General features: G+C 56.3%; 23 protein-coding genes and 1 other RNA gene. 14 read left to right on the forward strand and 10 right to left on the reverse strand.

Translation table 11 applies throughout. The annotated features are described in order from the left end of the window. Window positions 1–7: 7 nt before the first annotated feature. Entirely contained in the window at window positions 8–571 is a 564-nt protein-coding gene (grpE, locus tag ACW55A_RS09380; protein ID WP_003313642.1) for a nucleotide exchange factor GrpE, read from the reverse strand. Between the two features lie 270 nt (window positions 572–841). Between grpE and recN the strand changes: the two genes are divergently transcribed. Then, window positions 842–2,515: a DNA repair protein RecN gene (gene recN, locus ACW55A_RS09385; protein WP_003431547.1), complete on the forward strand. Its 1,674-nt coding sequence runs from the start codon at window positions 842–844 to the stop codon at window positions 2,513–2,515. Window positions 2,516–2,559: 44 nt separating this feature from the next. On the opposite strand, the gene fur is transcribed toward recN, so the two are convergent. Next, window positions 2,560–2,967 carry a ferric iron uptake transcriptional regulator gene (gene fur, locus ACW55A_RS09390; RefSeq protein WP_003313643.1) on the reverse strand — a complete coding sequence of 136 codons (408 nt, stop codon included), beginning with the start codon at window positions 2,965–2,967 and terminating at the stop codon, window positions 2,560–2,562. Between the two features lie 98 nt (window positions 2,968–3,065). On the opposite strand from fur, the gene ACW55A_RS09395 reads away from it, so the two are divergent. Continuing rightward, window positions 3,066–3,587, forward strand: a complete 522-nt coding sequence (locus ACW55A_RS09395; protein WP_003431549.1) for an outer membrane protein assembly factor BamE — start codon at window positions 3,066–3,068, stop codon at window positions 3,585–3,587. A 75-nt stretch (window positions 3,588–3,662) separates the two neighbouring features. On the opposite strand, the gene ACW55A_RS09400 is transcribed toward ACW55A_RS09395, so the two are convergent. The 3 genes from ACW55A_RS09400 to ACW55A_RS09410 are packed head-to-tail and all read right to left on the reverse strand — an operon-like array spanning window position 3,663 to window position 5,848. Continuing rightward, on the reverse strand, window positions 3,663–3,977 hold the full coding sequence (locus tag ACW55A_RS09400) for an RnfH family protein (protein WP_498810872.1): 315 nt from the start codon (window positions 3,975–3,977) through the stop codon (window positions 3,663–3,665). Next, on the reverse strand, window positions 3,970–4,404 hold the full coding sequence (locus ACW55A_RS09405) for a type II toxin-antitoxin system RatA family toxin (RefSeq protein WP_003431552.1): 435 nt from the start codon (window positions 4,402–4,404) through the stop codon (window positions 3,970–3,972). The genes ACW55A_RS09400 and ACW55A_RS09405 overlap by 8 nt, the downstream gene beginning before the upstream one ends. A 7-nt stretch (window positions 4,405–4,411) precedes the next feature. Next, window positions 4,412–5,848, reverse strand: a complete 1,437-nt coding sequence (locus ACW55A_RS09410; RefSeq protein ID WP_498810871.1) for a sodium-dependent transporter — start codon at window positions 5,846–5,848, stop codon at window positions 4,412–4,414. 80 nt (window positions 5,849–5,928) lie between these two features. Here ACW55A_RS09410 and smpB point away from each other — a divergent pair, with 80 nt between their 5' ends. The 7 genes from smpB to ACW55A_RS09445 all read left to right on the forward strand — a co-directional run bounded on the left by smpB (window position 5,929) and on the right by ACW55A_RS09445 (window position 9,948). Beyond that, window positions 5,929–6,411 carry an SsrA-binding protein SmpB gene (smpB, locus tag ACW55A_RS09415; RefSeq protein WP_003313649.1) on the forward strand — a complete coding sequence of 161 codons (483 nt, stop codon included), beginning with the start codon at window positions 5,929–5,931 and terminating at the stop codon, window positions 6,409–6,411. Between the two features lie 310 nt (window positions 6,412–6,721). Then, on the forward strand, window positions 6,722–7,006 hold the full coding sequence (locus ACW55A_RS09420; RefSeq protein ID WP_003364180.1) for a PA2433 domain-containing protein: 285 nt from the start codon (window positions 6,722–6,724) through the stop codon (window positions 7,004–7,006). A gap of 110 nt (window positions 7,007–7,116) precedes the next feature. Next, window positions 7,117–7,508, forward strand: a transfer-messenger RNA (tmRNA) gene (ssrA, locus tag ACW55A_RS09425). Between the two features lie 314 nt (window positions 7,509–7,822). Next, on the forward strand, window positions 7,823–8,395 hold the full coding sequence (locus ACW55A_RS09430; RefSeq protein ID WP_147476530.1) for a hypothetical protein: 573 nt from the start codon (window positions 7,823–7,825) through the stop codon (window positions 8,393–8,395). Window positions 8,396–8,573: 178 nt separating this feature from the next. After that, window positions 8,574–9,077 (forward strand): Hcp family type VI secretion system effector, encoded by a 504-nt coding sequence (locus tag ACW55A_RS09435; RefSeq protein ID WP_498810870.1) that lies wholly within the window; start codon window positions 8,574–8,576, stop codon window positions 9,075–9,077. A gap of 11 nt (window positions 9,078–9,088) precedes the next feature. Continuing rightward, complete coding sequence (locus ACW55A_RS09440) at window positions 9,089–9,520, forward strand: STM2901 family protein (protein WP_080053172.1); 432 nt, start codon at window positions 9,089–9,091, stop codon at window positions 9,518–9,520. A gap of 2 nt (window positions 9,521–9,522) precedes the next feature. Then, entirely contained in the window at window positions 9,523–9,948 is a 426-nt protein-coding gene (locus ACW55A_RS09445; protein ID WP_498810869.1) for a DUF1493 family protein, read from the forward strand. A gap of 81 nt (window positions 9,949–10,029) precedes the next feature. Here ACW55A_RS09445 and ACW55A_RS09450 read toward each other — a convergent pair whose 3' ends face one another. Further along, window positions 10,030–10,632, reverse strand: coding sequence for a hypothetical protein (locus tag ACW55A_RS09450; RefSeq protein ID WP_498810868.1), 603 nt, complete (start codon window positions 10,630–10,632; stop codon window positions 10,030–10,032). Between ACW55A_RS09450 and ACW55A_RS09455 the strand changes: the two genes are divergently transcribed. The 4 genes from ACW55A_RS09455 to ACW55A_RS09470 all read left to right on the forward strand — a co-directional run bounded on the left by ACW55A_RS09455 (window position 10,613) and on the right by ACW55A_RS09470 (window position 14,350). Next, entirely contained in the window at window positions 10,613–11,341 is a 729-nt protein-coding gene (locus ACW55A_RS09455; protein ID WP_499140266.1) for a restriction endonuclease subunit S domain-containing protein, read from the forward strand. The genes ACW55A_RS09450 and ACW55A_RS09455 overlap by 20 nt on opposite strands. Window positions 11,342–11,409: 68 nt before the next feature. Then, window positions 11,410–12,099, forward strand: coding sequence for a hypothetical protein (locus tag ACW55A_RS09460; RefSeq protein WP_498810867.1), 690 nt, complete (start codon window positions 11,410–11,412; stop codon window positions 12,097–12,099). A 519-nt stretch (window positions 12,100–12,618) separates the two neighbouring features. Then, window positions 12,619–13,083 (forward strand): GNAT family N-acetyltransferase, encoded by a 465-nt coding sequence (locus ACW55A_RS09465; RefSeq protein WP_181016980.1) that lies wholly within the window; start codon window positions 12,619–12,621, stop codon window positions 13,081–13,083. A gap of 181 nt (window positions 13,084–13,264) precedes the next feature. After that, window positions 13,265–14,350 carry a GGDEF domain-containing protein gene (locus tag ACW55A_RS09470; RefSeq protein WP_455809118.1) on the forward strand — a complete coding sequence of 362 codons (1,086 nt, stop codon included), beginning with the start codon at window positions 13,265–13,267 and terminating at the stop codon, window positions 14,348–14,350. A gap of 15 nt (window positions 14,351–14,365) precedes the next feature. Here the strand turns inward: ACW55A_RS09470 and ACW55A_RS09475 are convergent, their stop codons facing one another. Further along, the gene (locus tag ACW55A_RS09475) at window positions 14,366–14,797 is read right to left on the reverse strand and encodes a GNAT family N-acetyltransferase (protein WP_003431571.1); all 432 of its coding nucleotides are present in this window, start codon (window positions 14,795–14,797) and stop codon (window positions 14,366–14,368) included. 392 nt (window positions 14,798–15,189) lie between these two features. Here ACW55A_RS09475 and katG point away from each other — a divergent pair, with 392 nt between their 5' ends. Further along, the gene (gene katG / locus ACW55A_RS09480; RefSeq protein ID WP_455809117.1) at window positions 15,190–17,460 is read left to right on the forward strand and encodes a catalase/peroxidase HPI; all 2,271 of its coding nucleotides are present in this window, start codon (window positions 15,190–15,192) and stop codon (window positions 17,458–17,460) included. 81 nt (window positions 17,461–17,541) lie between these two features. On the opposite strand, the gene ACW55A_RS09485 is transcribed toward katG, so the two are convergent. From ACW55A_RS09485 to ACW55A_RS09495, 3 genes are all read right to left on the reverse strand, one after another. After that, entirely contained in the window at window positions 17,542–18,849 is a 1,308-nt protein-coding gene (locus tag ACW55A_RS09485) for a methyl-accepting chemotaxis protein (RefSeq protein WP_003431576.1), read from the reverse strand. Between the two features lie 101 nt (window positions 18,850–18,950). Further along, window positions 18,951–20,129: a Na+/H+ antiporter NhaA gene (nhaA, locus tag ACW55A_RS09490; protein WP_498810866.1), complete on the reverse strand. Its 1,179-nt coding sequence runs from the start codon at window positions 20,127–20,129 to the stop codon at window positions 18,951–18,953. Window positions 20,130–20,292: 163 nt separating this feature from the next. Further along, the gene (locus ACW55A_RS09495) at window positions 20,293–21,807 is read right to left on the reverse strand and encodes an ABC transporter substrate-binding protein (RefSeq protein ID WP_455809115.1); all 1,515 of its coding nucleotides are present in this window, start codon (window positions 21,805–21,807) and stop codon (window positions 20,293–20,295) included. Window positions 21,808–21,831: the final 24 nt, after the last annotated feature.

Here is a 21,831-nt window from a genome sequence, read left to right on the forward strand (position 1 = left end):
GCTGATTTCAAGCCTGCTCGTTGATTGACGGCGTTGCAGGCGATGGTGCCTTGCTGACCACGACCATGGCCGGGCGCAGCAGGCGACCATTAAGCTGATAACCCTTCTGAAATACCTTGAGCACCGTATTGGGCTCAACGTCGGCACTTTCCTGCATGGCCATAGCCTGGTGCTGGTCGGCACTGAACGGTTGACCGTGTGGATCGATGGCTTCCAACTGATAACGCTTGAGGGTGTCCTGGAACATCTTCAAGGTCAGCTCGATGCCTTCACGCATCGGGCGAATGCTTTCATCGTCCGGACTGGACAGATCAAGGCCTCGCTCCAGACTGTCGATGATCGGCAACAGATCACCGGCAAATTTTTCCAGCGCAAACTTGTGCGCCTTTTCAACATCCTGTTCGGCACGGCGGCGGACATTCTGCAGATCCGCAGCCACGCGAAGGGATTGGTCCTGCGCAGCAGCCAGTTGCTCTTCGAGCACCTGCACGCGAGTTGTCAGTTCATCACCCGCGCCCGCTTCGGCAGCCTGATCCTGCGCCTGCGCATCCAGATTCTGTTCGTCAGCCATACATGTTCTCCTCTAAAGACGTCCGCGATCCCGATTCGCGCTTCTGCCCACCTATATGGGATCGGATTTTCCGGCTTCAAGGGTTTCATGTGATCGAGATACGCATTCCCTGACAAATAATCCGGATTCCAGCCCAACAAAAAATGGCGACTTGACACAAGAGGGACTAAAAACCACTACAGACCGATCAAATCGAGCTAAGCAAGGGCATTGTCAGCCACAAATAAAACACTGTATAAATAACCAGACAAACAGCCCGGGAGCCGCTCAATGCTGGTGCACCTTTCCGTACACAACTACGCCATCGTCGAACACCTTGACCTTGAACTGGATCGAGGCATGAGCGTCATCACCGGCGAAACCGGCGCGGGCAAGTCGATCATGCTCGACGCCCTCGGCCTGACCCTGGGCGACCGTGCCGACAGCGGCGTGGTCCGGCCAGGCGCCGACAAGGCCGACATCCTGGCCACGTTCGACCTGGGCGACATTCCCGAGGCACAGACCTGGCTCAAAGAGCGCGACCTGGACAACGACGGCCCCTGCATCCTGCGACGGGTCATCACGGCCGAAGGCCGGTCACGCGCTTATATCAATGGCTCGCCCTGCCCTCAGGGCGACCTTAAAGCGCTGGGCGAACTGCTCATCGATATTCACAGCCAGCATGAGCACCAGTCGCTGCTCAAGACCGATACCCATCGACGCCTGCTCGACGAATACGCGGGTGCGACCGATCTGGCCCGTCAGGTCCATCTCGCTGCACAGCGCTGGCGGCAGACGCGGCAGGAGCTCGAACGCCTCTCCAACTCGGGTGACGAGCAACGCGCACGGCATCAGTTGCTGAGCTATCAGCTCGAAGAGCTGGAAAGCCTGAGCCTGGGTGAAAACGAGCTTGAACAGCTCGAACAGGAACACAAGGACCTGACCAACGCCGAAAGCCTGCTGAGCATTTGCCGACAAGTGGTCGAGCAGTGCAGCGAAAGCGATTCCGGCAACGTACTCAATGCCCTGACCGCCAGCCTGCATCGTCTTGGCAGCGTCGACCATTCACCCTCCGCCCTCAGCGAGGCCACAGGGCTGCTGTCCAGCGCGCAGATACAGGTAGAAGAAGCGGTAGGCGAACTGAATCGTTTTCTGGATCACTTCGATGCCGATCCGGCCAGACTGCAACAGCTTGAAGAACGTCTCGATGCCATTTACACACTGGCGCGCAAACACCGCATCCAGCCGGGCGAAGTCGCGACACTGCAACAAAAGCTGCTGGATGAAATAGAAACACTGAATGCCAACGACGAATCCATCGAACGGCTGGAGCATGAAGTGCAGGCATTTGCCAGGCACTATCAGGATAAAGCCCGCGAGCTGAGCGACCTGCGCCACAATTCGGCGACGAAACTGGCCAGCGCTGTAGAACAGGAAATTCATCGTCTGGGCATGCCCGGCGGCCGTTTCCAGATCGACCTCAAAGCCAACGCCAGCGTAGAACCCTCGCCTCACGGCCTGGAGCAGGTAGAGCTACTGGTCAGCGCCAACCCCGGCCAGCCATTGAAAGCGCTGGCGAAAGTCGCGTCGGGTGGCGAACTGTCGCGCATCAGCCTGGCAATTCAGGTCATCACCGCACAAACTTCGCGGGTGCCGACGCTGGTATTCGATGAAGTGGATGTGGGGATTGGCGGCCCGACCGCCGAGATCGTGGGGCAACTGCTGCGTCGCCTGGGCGAGCGCGGCCAGGTCATGACCGTCACTCACCTGCCGCAGGTCGCGGCGCAGGGCCATCAGCACCTGTTCGTGCACAAGGTGCGGGACAACGACGCAACGCGCACCGCCGTGTCCAAGCTCAGCAAGACTGAACGTATAGAGGAAGTCGCGCGAATGCTGGGCGGCATCGACCTGACCAAGGAATCTCTGGCGCACGCCAAAAAGATGGTCGTTACGGCTAAAAGCTGAGCCATAGAAAGCACAAAGGCGACCGCGGTCGCCCCTGTTGCTGATTACGCCTTCTTGTTGCGGACGTAGAGCACCAGATTGTGGTCCACCAGGTCAAAGCCGTGTCTTTCGACGATGGCTTTCTGAAGCTTCTCGATTTCTTCGTCGAAGAATTCGATCACCTCACCCGACTCCACGTTGACCATGTGGTCGTGGTGGCCGCCATCAGCCAGCTCGAATACCGCATGACCGCCATCGAAATTGTGGCGCACCACCAGTCCAGCGGACTCGAACTGAGTCAGAACACGGTAAACCGTGGCCAGACCGACGTCCTCGCTGGCCTCCATCAGAGCCTTGTAAACATCCTCGGCACTCATGTGGCGTTGCTCTGCAGAGTCGAGCATTTGCAGTATTTTGACCCGCGGTAAGGTTACCTTGAGTCCTACTTTACGTAGTTCGTTATTTTCAACCATGGTCAGCTTTCTCGCAGACGCTGCTTCGCAGCTTCTCTTAATGCAGGTATGATCGGAGTTTACGTTGTCCCAGCCAAGATAGTGGAAGTCGCCCACCGATGCAAAACACCAAGCTCTTGCTAACCAGTTTCACCTTCGTGGGACTGCTCGCACTCGCCGGTTGTTCATTCCCCGGGGTTTACAAAATCGACATCCAGCAGGGTAATGTCGTCACGCAGGACATGATAGACCAGTTACGCCCCGGAATGACCCGGCGGCAAGTACGGTTTATCATGGGCAACCCCCTGTTGACCGACACTTTCCACTCCGATCGGTGGGATTACCTGTACAGCCTGCAACCAGGTGGCGGTGAACGCCAGCAGGAGCGTGTCAGCCTTATATTCAACGGCAATGACCAGCTCGTGAGCCTGTCTGGCGACTTCATGCCCGGCGTCAGCCGCGATGAAGCCATTCTCGGCAAGGGCAGCGACACCACTGTCCCGGCAGAGAACCAGCCAGTGCAGCAGCCTGAAGAACCGGCCAAGCCAGGTTCGTTGCTGGATACAATCCAGAAGGACGTGGACAGCGTCGAGACCGTACCGGTCCCGACCCAGGAGCCGCTGGACACCAACACCCGGTAGTCTAAAGCGCCCAACAAAAAGCCCGGCATGCCGGGCTTTTTTGTGCCTTTCATTCAGCCAGCGTTCAGCCCGAGCTCAGCCGGGATGCGTTCTTTTCTCACGCGCCTTGGCGGCACGCAGACGTCTGATCTCCATGGGGTCGGCCACCAACGGGCGATAAATCTCTATCCGCTCACCCGCCTCGAGCACCCGCGCAGCAGGATCAGCCACCACTTTGCCGAAGATACCCACGGCACACTGACCAAGATCCAGCTCGGGAAACTCCTTGTCCATACCGCTGAGTGCCAGCGCCTGACGTACCGAAGACCCGGCCGGGACATCGATCGTCTTCAATGCCTGGCGTTGTACAGAGGCGTAGACCACCTCTATCTGAATCGATGCGTCAGCCATGCAGCTCTTTCGCTCGCTGGCAGAACGCATCCACCAGCGTGTTGGCTGCCTGATTGAACAGTGGCCCTAGTGTGGCGCGAACGAGGGTGCCGGCATAATCGAAGGACAGATCCAGACTGATCTTGCAGGCTTTCTCGCCCAGCGGCTTGAACGTCCAGACGCCGTGAAACTGTTCGAACGGCCCTTCGACCAGGTCCATCACGATCGACTCACCGGGAACCAGCGTGTTGCGCGTCATGAACTTCTGGCTCAGACCGCCCTTGGCGATCTCCAGGCTGGCGCGCATCTGCGCCTCACTGGCTTCAACCACGGTAGCGGACGAACACCACGGCAGGAACTCGGGATAACGAGCCACATCATTGACCAGGTCATAAAGGAACCCGGCCGGGTAAGGCAGTAAAGCAGAGCGTTGTATATGCGTAGTCATGTGAGCGTCATTTCCAGAGCTGAGCGGCAAACACCACAAGAATGCCGAGCGGCGCCACGTAGCGCATCAAAAAGTACGTCAGGTTGAAGAGCAGCGGACTGCGAATCGACAATTCGTCGCGCACCGTCTCACGGCCCATCACCCAACCAGCGAATACTACAAAACACAACCCACCCAGCGGCAACATGATCCGCGAAGTGAAGAAATCAATGACTCCGAAGAAGTCCAGGCCAGTCGATGCGCCCCATTGATAGAGGTGGAATGCGCCTCCATCGTTCACGAAAAACTTGGCTTTTTGCCAGATATTGAACGAGAACACCGTGCCGAGGCCCACAAACCAGCAGGTAAAGGCCAGCCAGAACGTCACCCAGGCGCGGCGAATACGGGTGCGCTCGACCAGGTAGGCGACCATTGGCTCTAGCAACGAAATCGCCGAACTCCAGGCTGCGACGGCCACCAGCACGAAGAACACGATGCCCATCAATTGGCCGAATGCGACGTTGCCGAACGCGTAAGGCAGCGTAACGAACATAAGGCCCGGCCCCTCGCTGGGGTTAAGGCCCGCAGCAAACACGATCGGGAACAGCGCAAGGCCAGCCAACAGCGAAACGAAGGTATCGAGCAACGCGATACCGACGACCGTACTGCTGATCGACGCGCCTTTGGTCATGTACGCGCCGTAAACCATGATCGAGCCGACACCGACGCTCAGGGAAAAGAACGCATGGCCCATCGCGGGCAGCAAGCCATCCAGCACCTTCTCCGGGTTGAAGTCGAACATGAAATGCACGCCTTCCATGAAATGCCCTGTGGTCAGGCTATAGCCCAACAGCGCGAGCATCAGCAGGAACAGCATCGGCATCATGATGCGCAGGCTTTTCTCCAGGCCGGCCTCGACACCCTTGCCGATCACCACCGCCGACAGCAGCATGAAAATGGTGTGCCACAGAATCAGACGCCATGGGTCGGCAATCACCGCACCGAAATACGCACCGACCTTATCCGGCGACACGCCTTGAAAGTCGCCGCGCCCCATGTCGATGATGTAATCCAGCGACCAGCCGCCCACCACACTATAAAAGGAGAGAATCAGCAGCGCCGTGATCATTCCGGCAAACGCACCCCAGGACCAGCGCGGCGAATGCCCGGCTTCCTGCGCCAGCGTCTTGAGCGCATTCGCAGGACTGAGCCGGGAACGACGGCCAATCAGTGTCTCGGCGATCATGACCGGAATACCGATCAGCGCGATGCACGCCAGAAAAACCAGTACAAATGCACCGCCGCCATAGGCACCGACCATGTACGGAAATTTCCAGATACTGCCCAGCCCCACAGCAGAGCCGGTAGCAGCCAGGATGAACACCCAGCGACTTGCCCAGCTACCGTGGACCGAAACCTTGTCCGTCGACATTATCGAAACGCCCAGCCAAAAAAGATCGCGCATTGTCCGGGATTCAACCTTTGTGCTCAAGCACGCGCTTTCCCGTAGCCGACATTGATGCAACTGCCTATAATGCGCCCCCTATGGCTAAGCTCAAGAAACACCCTACAGGGACCATCGCGCAAAATAAGAAAGCGCGTCACGATTACTTCATCGAACACAAGTTCGAGGCCGGTCTGGTCCTGTCTGGCTGGGAAGTAAAAAGCCTGCGTGCCACCAAGGTACAGCTGGTCGACAGTTATGTGCTGCTCAAGGATGGCGAGGCCTGGCTGATGGGTTGCCACATCACGCCTCTCAAGACTGCCAGCACGCACGTCATCGCTGACCCGACACGCACCCGTAAACTGCTGCTGAACAAGCGCGAGCTCGAAAAGCTCACCAGCTCGGTTCAGCAGAAAGGCTATGCCTGCGTAGCCCTTTCCGTTTACTGGAAGGAGCATCTGGTCAAGTGCGAAATTGCACTGGGTAAAGGCAAGAAGGAATACGACAAGCGTCACACCGAACGTGAACGCGATTCGGACCGTGAGCTGCAGCGTGCCGTGCGCTCCAAAGGCAAGGAAGACTAGCAGCCCCTGGCGCTGGCGTGTGCCAAATGTCCTGACCCGGACATTTGGCACTTCGTATCCACCCCTTTATCCCCACACCCCTCTCCACTTCCCCGCTTCAACCCGTTCGATACCCCAAAGCGAAGATCGCCTCATTTTGGTGCTTGAATGCGCAATGTGGCTATTTCGCAGTATTCCGAAAATAAAATAGAACGCCTGCGTCACACCACAGTCAATCCTTTAGGCCCAACTGTTAAACGGGCTTTCAAACCCTCGGGCGACGGCCTCAAATACCGGCCATACCGAGTCCACAGGTTATAAGGAGACACACATGAAGCGTACCGCCCTCACTGGATTGTTCCTCAGCGCCGCCCTGTTGGCTTCGCCGGTTTTTGCCGCCGATGATTTGTGCGCTGCAAACATCAAGACCATCGAAAACGCCAACACCTCGTCCAGCACCAACTTGAGTCCAGAAAACAAGACTATGCTCGAGACCACTGTGAAGAACGCCAAAGCGGCCCAAGCGCAGAATGACGAGAAAAAATGCGTTGAGATCACCACCAAGACCATCACTTCCCTGAAAAATACCGGTTCGGGCAGCGAAGGCACCAAGTAAACCTTCGAGCAGGCCAGCCACTCAGGCTGGCCTGAACGATTGCAGCAGACGGGTCGACGTGCCACGCCAATTGGCGTACACTGCGCCCCAGCGATTGCGAAAGCAGTCTCGGGGCCGATTTGGATTCGACGCCGGTGATGAAACTTTAGGTGCATGCCGAGTTGGTAACAGAACTCGTAAATCCACTGTTGCAACTTTCTATAGTTGCCAATGACGAAACCTACGGGGAATACGCTCTCGCCGCGTAAGCGGTGCTAGCCTTCCTTCTGGTAGCTTCGGCTCCAGCAATCATCAGGGGATGCCTGTAAACCCGAAATGATTGTCATATAGAACAGGATCGTCGCCTAGTACGTTGTGGACGAAGCGACTAAAACTTACACAACTCGCCCAAAGCACCCTGCCCGTCGGGTCGCTGAGGGTTAACTTAATAGACACGGCTAAGCATGTAGTACCGACAGCGGAGTACTGGCGGACGGGGGTTCAAATCCCCCCGGCTCCACCATACAAGCGTTACAAATCAAGCACTTAGCGTTTTTCGCAAGTGCTTTTTTTGTGCCTTTTTGGGCTGTTTTGGCTCAGTAATGCCAGCGTTATGACAGCTTCCACAACCTCAACGCCACATAGCTCCACGTGGGGCTAGTGTTCCAAGCACAGGGTGCATCAGTGAAAAATAATCCGGTTGGCCGACTCAAAGATACCATGGGGCAGTTCACGGGCTATCACAATCAGGGGGCCACTATCTCTAGAGTGTGGTGCAAAGTACTCAGCTGCGAGCCGAGCGAGCCCCGGAAGATAATGGAAGGGATGCTCAGTGTTATGAAGCTGAACGACGATGCGCGTGCTGCGACCGAACGGTATATAGAAAACTGCCCTGATTTTTATCTAGCTCCTTTTCGGCAGATTGAGCAGCTGTGCTCACATATGCAAATGCAGACACCAATGACCTCTGTGCCCGGCTTTCCAAATGACGCCATGATTGTGTCTCTGACGTTTGTGGAGCATCAATTGGATGCATACTTCCGTGCCACTCCGTCAGATCAGGAAGCGCAGATAGAACTTTTACTTCAGAGCGTGGATGAGCTATTGGAAGAATGCCTTGCAGCCACAATGAATGACAAGCTTAAAGCTGTATTGGTCCGGCAATTGCACTCAATACGAACCGCCTTGATGACCTACAAAATCACAGGCCCTGAAGGACTGGAAGCAGCCGTCGAGCAAGCTTTAGGCTCTCTTTTTCGCCACCAGAATCTAGTATCGGAACATGCCTCCGGAGATACGAAGATCAGCCGCTTCTTCGACTTGTTAGGAAGAGCGAATGATCTTGCATCTAGTTACCAACTCATTGCACCAGCGCTAGCCCCGATATTACCGTTGTTTTTACTGAGCTAGTCGCTCAGGTGATAGGTGATAGCTTCAGTCCAAAAATTTGCTGGCTTAGGTTTGGAATGCTGTGTCGGAGGACGCAAATCCGCGCCGACGAAAAGGGCATTCACGAGTCGTAAAGGCAGACTTTGTGCTATCTTCCTACGGCAATGAACTACATGAAGAGATGTTCCAAGGAGCCGGAATGAGTATAGATGCATACCTTTGGATTGACGGCATTAGTGGAGAGTCTACAGACTCTGACTGCAAGAACTGGATCGAGATTAACACTTTTTGCTTATCAGCTGCTCAGTCGGTGTCAAGAACCGCAAGCTCGGCTGGTGGGGCTACAGTCGGTCGAGTTTACCTAAGCGACTTCAGCATTGTAAAAGCTGTTGACACTGCGACCCCTAAGATTTTCGAGGCATGTTGCGCAGGCCAACATATTAGGCAAATGAAGCTGTACGTACGTCGTGCTGGTGGCGAAAAGCAAAGATATCTGGAATATGTGTTTGACGAAGTCATCATAAGCGGCGTTGCCTCCGGCAATCTATTTGACCGATCGCCCTCAAGCTTTCCCGAGGAGGTGATAAGATTTAGTTACGCCAAAGTCACCATGCAGTATTCACAGCAAAGCCGAACCACCGGCTTGATAATTGGACAGATCTCCGGTGGCTGGGATCAAATACGAAATAGCACTTACGCATAAGGATATTTTAAATGGCGAGAATATATTGTTATGACGGTGACTGCGGGCTAACTGCAAATGAATTACTTTATGTTATTGCTACAGAGGTGGCAATGGATGAATTTGGACTGGACGATGTAGGGGCTGCATTAGGCATCGTTTTAGGCGCCAACATAATACCAACTAGAACAAAGCCTGGCGGAGCGATTAATAACACTTCCGTGATGTCTATAGTAATGCGGCGCACTCTAAACAACCGCAAGTTTCCTGGAGACTTTAGAGCACCTTCTCTTACAGGATGGTTTCCGCCGCACCTCCGATGGACACGAAGCATTGGTGGCTTCATCGCACGAGCAACACCCGTTATAGGATGGTCCTATACTGCATACGAGCTTGGCAAAATAGGTTACGTAACGGTGAATACCTACAATTCTATCGTAGATGAACAAGATCAGGTTTTTTAAAAATGGATAGAAGCGATCTAAACTATGAAGTAGTTGATTATCTTGTAGAGAGAATCTACTTTTATGTTGGATTTGGTCGAAAGGCATTCGAGACTCTCAGCCTCGCTACTAAAGTCAGTTGGGAGCTAGGGCTTGATGGTGACGACGCCAGTGACTTTATGAAGGATTTTTTCGAACACTTTGGTGTTGAATCCGGCGACTACGACCACTACCGTTACTTCAAGCCAGAAGGGACTGACATTTTAGTATTCTTCAGATCTAAAGATCGGCGCGCAAAGACGCCAATGACGTTGGGCATGTTGTATAACGCAGCCCAAACCAAGGCATGGAACTGCGAAGCTCTTGAAAAGACTGACTTTAGCACTTTGCCAATTTACAATCGAACCGAAGAAATCCCTATCGAGGGTTTTAGCATAAACAGCAGGTAATATTTATATTAGAGGATAGCTTAGCAGAAACCCAAGCGACTGAGCTCGTTCAAAAGCGCACCTCATCCTCGGCAAAAATATTTAAACCTTGCGTATCCCGAACTGCGCGGCCTTGACCGTCGAGTCCTGCGGCACGCCTGCAGCCAGGTACAGGCCCATGCGCGAGGTGATCACGGTTTCACTCAGGTCAATCGTGCCGCGCTGCGTTTCCAACGCCCCGGAAAAGCTGGCCGGCATGGTGAACGGCTCTTGGTACTTGTCCATCGACCGATAGTAAAACGTGGACGATGCACCGCTGACCGTCTTGGTGATGGTCAACTCAGCCTCCCAAGCCAGAATGCCGCGCGACGAACCAGTGATTTCCACTGCCGACACCATTTCGATAACGTCGCCGGCCGCCAGGTTGGTCTGCACCACGTTGGCCGTGGGTTGCATGTAGATGTAGCCGCCCGCCGCCGCCATGTTGCCACGCAGCTCGATGCACTGCGCCTCGCCATAGGCGGCAGGCTCCTTGAACCAGCGCGTGGTGATACCGGCCAGGCCAGAGCCTACGGCCTTGTATCCGTCCGCCAGCACCGACCCGGCCACAGCATTCACGCCGGCAGGCAGAGAACCGCCGGTGCCCGCCAACAGCGGGTTGGCATTGAGGCAACCGAACGGGCGGATGGCTGAACACTTCCACACCTTGTTCACCACCGAACCCAGCATTGTCGCCCTCAAACAAACCCTGCTGCACCTGGCCGTGATGGGCAAGCTGGTTCCGCAAGATCCCAGCGATGAACCGGCCAGTGAACTGCTCAAGCACATTGCGGAGGAAAAAGCGCGATTGGTATATGAGGGGAAGCTCAAGAAGCAGAAGCCACTGGCGAAAATTGGGGAAGAGGAAAAGCCATTTGCGTTATCGAGGGGGTGGGAATGGTGCCGGATCAATGATTTAGTTTCTATCAAACACGGCTATGCTTTTTCAAGTTCATATTTCAGTGAATCTGCCTCCTCGCTAATTTTAACCACGCCAGGAAACTTCTTAGAGACGGGTGGCTTCAGAGAACGTGGCAGCCGAACCAAATACTATCGCGGCCCAGTATCGCAAGAATTCATTCTTGATCCAGGTGATCTGATCGTTGCGATGACCGAACAGGCTGCAGGACTTTTGGGAAGTGCCGCCTTTGTCCCAACAGATGGCAAAACCTATTTGCATAATCAGCGGTTGGGGAAACTAGTTTTTAATCGCAAGCTTCTTTCGCCTGAGTATGTCTTCCACTACTTCAACGGACCATTTCTGAGGGCGTGCATTGCCGATAGCTCGACTGGAATGAAAGTGAAGCACACATCCCCTGAAAAAATGGGGTGCATCTTATTCCCCCTCCCCCTCTCGCAGAACAACACCGCATAGTCGCCAAACTCGATCAATTGATGGCGCTCTGCGACCAACTAAAACCTCGCCTAACCCATGCACGCCAGTTGAACGAACAATTAGCCAGCACTCTGATCGAACGTGCCCTGACCGAAGATGGTCTGCAGGTTCCAATTGCCACGGATCGGCAAACAGCTCGCACCCTGCTCGCCGCAGAAATTACTCATCAACTGCATAGCCAACGTACCTTCGGCCAACGCAAGCTGCAGAAAGTGATTTATCTGGCAGAGCACGTGGCCAGGCTCGCCGCTATCCAGGGTGACTATCTGCGCGACGCCGCGGGCCCCCACGATCGCCAATTGATGAATCAGATCGAAGGTGAGTTGCAAAACCGTAAATGGTACGAGCGCATCGAACGCGAGACTGTTGGCTATGCCTACCACCCGCTGTGCCAGGCAGGGCAACATCAGCAGGCATATGAGAACGCCTGGTTAGCCGCAGAACGTGCCTCTATTGATCAGGTTATCGAGCTGATGCGAGGCTGGGATACCGATCGTTGCGAAATGACCGTAACACTTTACGCCGCTTGGAACGACTTCATCCTGGAGGGCCGCCCGGTTTCCGATGACGCCATCGTGGACGAAGTCATGCATAGCTGGAACGACACCAAGCTACGCTTTGGCAAAACCGAATGGTTGTCGGTACTCGCAGAGATGAAAAAACACAAAATCCTAATGCCCACCGGCTTTGGCAAGCGCACCAAAGGCGGCATGCTCAGCTTGCCCGGCTTCGAGTAAACAGATGATCCTTTTGGCCGTCCTTTGCAAGATACGGAAACGAAGCATATTGCTCATTCCAGCTTCTCTCGGTATTCCAATCGGTATTCCAAAGAAATTTACAAACTCACATTAAGCAATTAAATCAAATACCTAACAATCCAATTCAAATTACCCCGGCACATCCAAGACGCCCAAATGCGTCTTTTTTGACCTAAAATTCAGTGAGTACTCGCCCCAAGCAGATCAGCTGCCCCCCAAGCTCATCTATGCCTTGCCAGCATCACGCGGTACTCCAAGCCTACTCGACGGCACTCTCAGGTTTATAGCCCCCCATTGACACCCAACCCAATCCCCCAGACTATAAATCAATGACCAATCCTAACCGACCAAACATCATGCAAACCTCAATGACCGCCTCGTGCGGGCCATAGAGTGATGCGCGCGTAACTACCAAGTGCATTGACTAGAGCCCCGCCAGGAATGGATGGGGCTTTTTTATTCTCCGTTCACGATGGCCCCCGTTTCAGGAGCATAAAAATGCTACAGGTCCGTCGAGCTAAACGATGCGATGCCGAGGCAGCGTTCAATATTCGCTTTCAGGCAATTCAGAATCAATGCAACTCCGTTTATACGCACGACCAAGTGGTGGCGTGGACCTGCGTTCCGCTCACGGATAAATACAGATCCTGGGTCGAAAAAGATTATTACCTGGCCTGCGTCAATGGAGTTCCTGTGGCAACAGGAGTGATCAATCTTGAGAGCGGGGAGCTGGAGGCGATCTTCGTATTGCCCTCATTCATGGGCCAGGGAATAGGTAAAAAGATGGTCGCTCATCTTGAGCATTTGGCACGAGAGGCAGGACTCACCGAAATCCATCTCGAAGCCACATTGAATGCGGAGAGGTTCTATCAACGCTGTGGCTTCACAGGAAGCGCCCATGCTGTCTACATCTCCCCCTCAGGGCTACGTTTGGCATGCGTACCTATGCGCAAGCAACTGTAGATCAGACTGGCCGCTGCCCTGCCCCTCATTCAACAAGGCCTGCGCGCGCCGCCCACAGCAAGACCAGCGGCCATGCCCCCCATCTGACAATCACGTATAGTGGCCATATATCATCACCCCTCTCGACCAAGGCGTGTGCCGTCGATAATGGTTCGGCTGGCGTAAGTATGGAAAACTGCACATGCCGCAAAGAAGAAACCTGAAAAACTCTATTTTCATACCCTTGAAGCTGTCTCAACTGATCGGTCTTTTCAGTTGGGTTATCAGTTGGTGCCTGAATCCGTCCATTGATCGATCACTGGATGTATTCATCTGTTGCGCGCTGACGGGGGCGACGCTGTCGATCATTGTCACGTCCAATAGCAGGAGCATGCTGGCGTGGCGTCTGTTCGGCATTATTTACATGGCGTCACTGACCTTTCTGTTCAATGAACAGATCGAACGCATGGGCGTGGAAGCGTCGATGTGGGGGCTGGTTGTCACCTCCCTGCTCATCACGGGAATGAGCGTATTCTTCGTCAAGTTTATTGATTACATCGCCGCCACAGCGCTGATCTGGTTGATCATGTGGCACACGGACCTGACGGCCATCGGCGTGGGCCATAAGCCGCTGTTTTATGTGTTCCTGATCAGTTCGACCTTGCTGGGCGGCTGCCTGAATGCGACCTTCCTGAGCCTGATCATGCAGACCATGGCAGCCAGGGACCGCTATCAGGAACTGTCCGAAACCGACACCCTCACGCACGCCCCCAATCGCCGTGCGCTGGTTGACAGTCTGAATACTGCGCTGGCGTCCGCTGAAAAATCGTCGTTGTGGTTTGCCATGCTTGATCTGGATCACTTTAAAAGTATCAACGACACCCATGGGCATGAGGTGGGCGACAATGTCCTTATAAGTTTTGCGACACGCCTCAAAGACACAAAGGGGCGAATCGCTTTTGGGCGCTTGGGTGGGGAAGAGTTTGGTGTGATCTTATCGGCGGCGAACGCCACAGACGCCGTACACGCACTGGAAGAGTTATTGATGCTCACGCAAAGGGATGAAACGGCTCAAGTGCCCTATTCATTCAGTGGCGGTGTTGCAAGTTTGTCGCGGGTTGAAACGTTCAATGACCTGTTGAAAGAGGCTGATGAGAACCTCTATCACGCCAAGCGCAGTGGCAGAAAATGTATCGCCTTTGAAGGCAGGATAGTTTCACCGAGCGCTGCCAGCACGACAAAGCAGAATCAAGCGATGCAATTAGTTGACGCCCCTACGCATGCGTAGCGCCCGTCTCCCCCTTCAAACATTCCCGCCCCGCCGCACCTTCGAATACCGATCGATATCCTCCCGCAACGTCCACCCCTGCCCGTGCCAATAACGCCCGGCCGCTTCATTACTCTTCATGACGTCCAGGTGACACTTGTAAATACCCAGCGCGTCCAGACACTCGAGGCAGCGTTCAACCAACTCATGGGCAATACCGCGCCGGCGATACTCGGGCAGCACGATCAGATGCTGCAGATAACCGCGGCGTCCGTCGTGCCCGCACATCACACAGCCGCACAGAGCGCCGCCTGCCTCGGCGACGAAGCTCATGCCGGGGTTGCGTTCAAGGTAACGTGCGGTCGCTTCGCGTGAATCGGCGTCGCGCAGGGAAATACCCGGCGTGCTGCGCATCAGTTCGATGACCGCGTCGTAGTCGTCCAGGGTCATGCGGCGAATCGTGATCATGGGCTAAGCCTGGCCTGCAGTCTCATGGGCTGGACAGATTAGCAGAGCCGCTTGATGCCTTGATGACAGCGCCGCCAGAGTCTGCCTATCAACCCGCAATGTTCTTTCTATTAGAAATCTTCGCGAAGAAGGCTAATCTGGATAAGCGTCGGTGAGAGCCGCGCGGTTCCACCCTGATAAGGAGATAAGAATGAGCTCAAGTTTGCGACGCACGTTGCGGGCTTGCCTCGCAGCAATCTGATGATCGCTGTGCTGCGTATCTGTAGAGCTGGCCCGATCGTTGACCGAACGGCCGGCATGAACCCAGTGCTGTTGAGTTCCGTCATCACTGTCTGAGGTCCCGAGAGTGGACTGGATGGCCGGATGCAAATGACAAAAAAGGTGTATCAAGCATGTCAACTGAATCGAAATGCCCCTTCAACCACGCTGCTGGCGGCGGCACTACCAACCGTGATTGGTGGCCCAAGCAGCTGAATCTGAAGATCCTGCATCAGCATTCCTCGCTATCCGACCCGATGGGCGAGAGCTTCGACTATGCCAAGGAATTCAAGAGCCTTGACATCGAAGCGGTCAAACAGGACCTGCGCAACGTCATGACTCAGTCCCAGGACTGGTGGCCGGCAGACTTCGGCCACTATGGCCCGCTGTTCATTCGTATGGCCTGGCACAGCGCCGGTACCTACCGCACAGGCGATGGTCGTGGCGGTGCCGGTGCCGGTCAGCAACGTTTTGCGCCGCTCAACAGCTGGCCTGACAACGTCAGCCTGGATAAGGCGCGCCGCCTGATCTGGCCGGTCAAGCAGAAGTATGGCCGCAAGATTTCCTGGGCTGACCTGATCGTGCTGACCGGTAACGTCGCGCTGGAGTCCATGGGCTTCAAGACCTTCGGTTTCTCCGGTGGTCGCGCGGATGTCTGGGAACCGGAAGAAGACGTGTACTGGGGTTCCGAGACCACCTGGCTGGGTGGTGAAGAGCGCTACGGCGCGCAGAAGAAAATGCAGCAACCGGGCGACGGCACGCTGGTGGCCGAGCCGGAGAACCATGCCAACGAAGAAAGCCGTACTGCCAGCGGCGAACGCAATCTGGAAAACCCGCTCGCCGCCGTGCAGATGGGCTTGATCTATGTGAACCCTGAAGGCCCTGAGGGTGTGCCGGACCCGGTTGCTTCGGCAAGGGATATCCGTGAAACCTTCGGTCGTATGGCGATGAATGACGAAGAGACCGTGGCGCTGATCGCCGGTGGTCACGCCTTCGGCAAGACCCACGGTGCCGGCCCTGCCGACAACGTTGGTCCGGAGCCTGAAGCAGCCGGCCTTGAAGAGCAGGGTTTTGGCTGGAGAAACAAATTCGGCAGCGGCAAGGGTGGTGACACCATCACCAGTGGCCTGGAAGTGACCTGGACTTCGACGCCGACCAAATGGAGCAACGAGTACCTCGAAAACCTCTTTGGCTTCGAATGGGAACTGACCAAAAGCCCGGCAGGCGCGCATCAGTGGACGCCGAAGAACGGCGCTGGCGCGGGCAAGATTCCGGATGCCCACGATCCCTCCAAGCGTCATGCACCGAGCATGCTGACCTCTGACCTGGCGCTGCGCTTCGATCCGGCTTACGAGCAGATCTCCCGCCGCTTCCTGAACAACCCTGAGCAACTGGCCGACGCGTTCGCCCGCGCCTGGTTCAAGCTGACTCACCGTGACATGGGCCCGCTGGCCCGCTACCTCGGCCCGGAAACACCGACCGAAGAGCTGCTGTGGCAGGACCCGATTCCAAACGTTGATCATGCGTTGGTCGATGATCAGGATGTGGCCGCACTCAAGGCCAGGATTCTCGCTTCGGGCCTTTCGGTCTCGCAGCTGGTATCGACGGCTTGGGCGGCAGCTTCTACCTTCCGTGGCTCGGACAAGCGCGGTGGTGCCAATGGCGGCCGTCTGCGTCTGGCTCCGCAGAAGGATTGGGCGGTCAACCAGCCCGACCAACTGGCGGGCGTGCTGAAGACCCTCGAGGGCATTCAGAGCGAATTCAACGCGGGTCAGTCGAGTGGCAAGAAGGTTTCAATCGCCGACCTGATCGTCCTGGCGGGTAACGCAGGTGTCGAGCAGGCTTCGAAAAATGCAGGCCAGCACGTCACCGTTCCATTCGCACCGGGCCGCGCCGATGCGTCTCAAGAGCAGACCGATGTTGAGTCGTTCGGCTTCCTTGAGCCAATCGCTGATGGTTTCCGCAACTATCAGAAGGGGCATTACAAGGTCTCGGCAGAATCGTTGCTGGTCGACAAGGCGCAATTGCTGACCCTGACTGCACCGGAAATGACTGTACTGCTGGGCGGCCTGCGGGTCTTGAACATCAACGTCGGACAGAGCAAGCATGGCGTCTTCACTGATCAGCCGGGCACCCTGACCAACGACTTTTTCAAGAACCTGCTGGACATGGGCGTGGAGTGGAAAGCGACCGCAGGTGGCACTGATACCTTCGAGGCCCGTGACCGCAAGACTGGCGCAGTGAAATGGACCGGCACCCGTGTCGACCTGGTCTTCGGCTCGCATGCTCAACTGCGTGCGATTTCCGAGGTGTATGGCAGCTCGGATGCTCACGAGAAGTTCGTCAAAGACTTCGTGGCAGCCTGGACCAAGGTGATGAACCTGGACCGCTTCGACCTGGCTTGATGTGTCTGATGTGCTGAGTTGAAAGAACGCCTCCCTTGCGGAGGCGTTTTTTTTGCTGCGATCAAAAAGCGAAGGCTGGTTTCATGAGCGGCTCATCATGCTTGCCGCCTGCTCCGTCGCTTCGGTCGTTCGGGTCGCCAGCTTGCGGACTTCATCTGCCACAACCGCAAAGCCCCGCCCTGCCTCACCGGCGCGCGCAGCTTCGATTGCCGCATTGAGCGCCAGGAGGTTGGTCTGGCTGGCAATGCTCTGGATAGTGCCAACTATCTGGGTCAGTTGAGCGATGTTCTCTTCCAGGTTTTTCTGATGCTGTGCTTCGGTGTCGCGAAGAGCGTCCTGTTCATGCTTCAAATGCACATCCACCAACGCACCCACCACCCTGAGTGGAACACCTTCGGGGTCACGGCGAGTCTGGCCGCGCGCACGGAACCAGCGGTACTCGCCGGTTTTCATCTTCAGGCGGTACTCGATATCGAACGGCGTCTTGCCAGTCCGGTCATTCAGGTGCTCACCAAAAGCCGTCAGACTGCGCTCCTTGTCTTCAGGGTGCAGCCGTGACGCCCAGCTATCCAGTACGTCGGGAAACTCTTCCACCGTTTCAAAACCCAGCAGACGCCTGAATTGTGGAGACCACCAAAAAGGATTGCGCGCATTGACCGGGTCGCCAGCAATGACCTCCATGTCCCAGAGCCCGTCGGAGAGCATCTCCCGGGCCAGTTCGAATCGGGTAATGATTACATCGTGTTCAAGATCACGTTCAAGCTCGTCGTGGATATCCCGAAGAGAGCCGGCGACCCGCAGCGGCGTTCCGCGTGCGTCTCTTAACGTTTCGCCCTGGGCATAGAACCAGCGATACGTGCCGTTCTTCATCGCCAGACGATTCTTGACTCGGTACGGCGTGTTGCCGGAACGGTCATTCAGATGCTTGGCAAATGCGTCGAGCGTGGCTTGTTTATCCTGAGGATGAAGCCGGTCTGCCCAGCTCGCCAGTACGTTGGGGAAGTCGCGCTCGTCGTTGAAACCGAGAAGCGTGCGTAGTTGCTGAGACCACCAGAATCGGTTGTTCGGATTGACCGGATCGCCCGCGACCACCTCCATATCCCAGAGGCCCTCGCTCGATGCACGGTTGACCAGATCAAAGCGGGTTTCATAAGCGGCAGCCGAGGCAGAGGCTTCACCCAGTAGATGGCGGGCAGTTTCCAGTTCTTGCTCAAGATCGGCAATACGTTGCTCGTCAAGGCGACGCTGGGTGCTCAGTGAGCTCCAGCATTCAAGTACCGCAGCTTTTTCAGCACATCCCCCTAGCGCGGGCTCAGTGCCGCCCTTGAGCGAGGAGATCAGTTGCTGAAGGGCCTTTTTGTCACGACGGGGACTGAACAGGTGAAGCATGCTGTGGGCTCTCAAAGTAGGAGAAGTTGGCCGAGTCCCTGGCGCGTCCCGTCTTTATCGTCCTGCCGCCCGGTTTCTGTAATGCCAGATTGCGATCAGATTCAGCCCCGCTGCGCAAACCTGCGCAACACAACCACACCCAACACAGCCGACAACACCGAACCGATCAGCACACCCACTTTGACCTCGTCGACCAGTTCCGGCGCGCCCGGAAAGGCCAGTGCGCCGATGAACAGGCTCATGGTGAAGCCGATACCACACAAGGCCGCAACGCCGTAAAGCTGACCCCAGTTGCTGCCGTCCGGCAAACGGGCCAGGCCTGCGCGAATCGCCAGCGCGGCCATGGCGAATATGCCGACCTGCTTGCCAACCAGCAGCCCTAGCGCAACGCCGAGCGGGACCGGGTCCACGAGCTTGTCGGCGGTAATGCCCGACAGTGACACGCCAGCGTTGGCAAAACCAAAGATCGGCACGACGGCAAACGCCACCCACGGGTGCAGCTTTTCTTCCAGATGCAGCAGTGGCGAGCGAGCCTCTTCATCGGGTTTGCCCAACGGGATGCACAGCGCAAGCGCAACGCCAGCGAGGGTGGCGTGGATGCCGGACTGGAGCATAAAGAACCACAGCAGCGCGCCAACGATGAGGTAAGGCAGCAGTTTTTTAACACCCAGACGATTCAGCGCGACGAGCACGGCGATGGAACCCAGCGCTGCCAGCAACATGGGCATGGAGAGATCGCTGGTGTAGAACAGCGCGATGATCAATACAGCGCCGAGATCATCGAGAATCGCCAGTGCAGACAGGAATATCTTCAGCGACAGCGGTACGCGCTTGCCCAGCAGGGACAGTACGCCCAGGGCGAATGCGATATCGGTCGCTGCCGGAATGGCCCAGCCGCCGATGGTGTCTGGCCGTCCCCAGTTGAACGCCACGTAGATCAGCGCCGGAACCACCATGCCGCACAGTGCCGCAAAGCCTGGCAAGGCTCTCTGGTTCCACGACGCGAGCTGACCGGCGAGCACTTCGCGCTTGATCTCCAGGCCGACGAGCATGAAGAAGATCGCCATCAGGCCGTCATTGATCCAGTGCGAAACCGACAACCCGGCGAACACTGCGTGCAGCGCGGCGAAGTAGCTGTCGGCCAGCGGTGAGTTGGCGACGATCAAGGCCGCCAGCGCAGCCGCCATCAACACCAGCCCGCCAGCGGATTCAGCAGCGAAGAAACGCGTGATGAACGCCAGCGCGTTCGGGGATTCGGTACGGGGGGTGGGTTTATGCATGACGGCTCCGCGGGGTACAGCGCAAAAAGGCCGCAACCTTACCATCCGCAGAGCCTGTTGAAGGCTTGGTAAACCTGAGGATACAAATTAACGCTTCCCGGCCGAAACCGGGCCGGGAAACGTCGCTGAACAATGCCTGCCGATCAGGCAGGCATTGTTCATGTCACTTCTTGACCGTTTCCTCGAGCGTAAAGCGGCCCAGCGGGTTCTGACCGAAGTGCTCGATGTTCTTGCGCGACACACTGATGTAGGGACTGTAGTAGAGGTCGATCCAGTTGACGTCGGCCTTGGCCATTTTCTGCAGGTCGATGTACATCTGCTCGCGCTTTTTCGGGTCCATTTCGACCCGTGCGGCAGCGACCAGCTCCTTGACCTTGTCGTTCTTGTAATGGGTCATGTAGTTATTGTTGGTGTCGTGGCCGAGCACGAAGGTGGTCTTCTGGTCCGGGTCGAGGATGTCGTTGGTCCAGTACATCACGGAGATGTCGTAGTCACCGGCAATCAGCATGTCCCAGCTCTGGCTCGGGTCGACTTTCTGCAGTGTTGTGGTCACGCCGACCTTGGCCAGTTGCTGTTGCAGCATGACCGCGATTTGCTCGTCGACCTCGTTTCCCGCGTTGACCACGTAATTGAGTTTCAGGTCCGACGCGCCGGCGCCCGCCAGCATCTGTTTGGCCTTCACCGGGTCATAAGGGCGTTGCAGGTTGTCGGCGTAGTGGTACAGCGCGCCTTTGGGAATGTAGGAATTGGCCACGGTGCCCAGCCCGAAGGTAGCGGCTTCGACCAGCGATTTCTTGTCGATGGCCATGTCCAGCGCCTGACGTACTTCAGGCTTGGCCAATGCGCCGTGTTCGTGGTTGATCAGCAGGTGATCCTCGCGAGTGGAGGGGTCGAGGTGGACCACCAGATCGGGGTCCTTCTGCAGATTTGCGATGCGCGAGAACGGTATCCATATCGCAGCATCGAGCTCGCCCTTCTGGACCATGAGCGTGCGGGTGTTGTCGTCCGGCACCGAGATCCACTCGACACCGTCCAGGCTCACGCTCGGCGCTTCCCAGAAGTTGGGGTTCTTCGCCAGAATTACCCGGTCACCGCGCCGCCATTCCTTCACGGTAAATGCGCCGGAGCTGACAGGCTGCTCGGCATACGCCTCTTCGCCCATGCTCTTCATGGCTTTCTCGGAGAGAATCGACACGTTGGGCAGGGCCAGTTGCGAGAGGAACGAGGCCGAAGGATTCTTCAGCGTGATGACCAGCGTATGCGGATCTGTCGCAACGGCCTTGTCGATAATCTTGTAGGAATCGCTCCACAGCGAACCCTTGTCATCGCGAATTCGCAGCAGGCTGAACACTGCGTCACTGGCCGTCAGGTCCGAGCCATCGGAGAATTTGGCCGGGCGCATCTTGAGCGTATAGGTCAGCCCGTCAGGCGAGATCGACCAGCTTTCCGCCAGCCCCGGCACCAGCCTAGTGCCTTTGTCATCTACGCGGATCAGCACATCGTAGACGTTGGAAAACACCCAGTTGTCGATGTTCTGCGCACTTTTGATCGGGTCGAACGTGGTGCCGTCCTCACGACGGCCGATGGTCAGCACGCCCGCGGCTTCGGCAACACCCGCCGCCAGTGAACAGGCCGCCAGCATGGCGACGGTCAGCATTTTCATTGGTCGAGCTTTCATACGCATGAACTCCTTGTCGATGTC

Source organism: Plantibacter cousiniae (nom. nud.) (genome assembly GCF_977070315.1).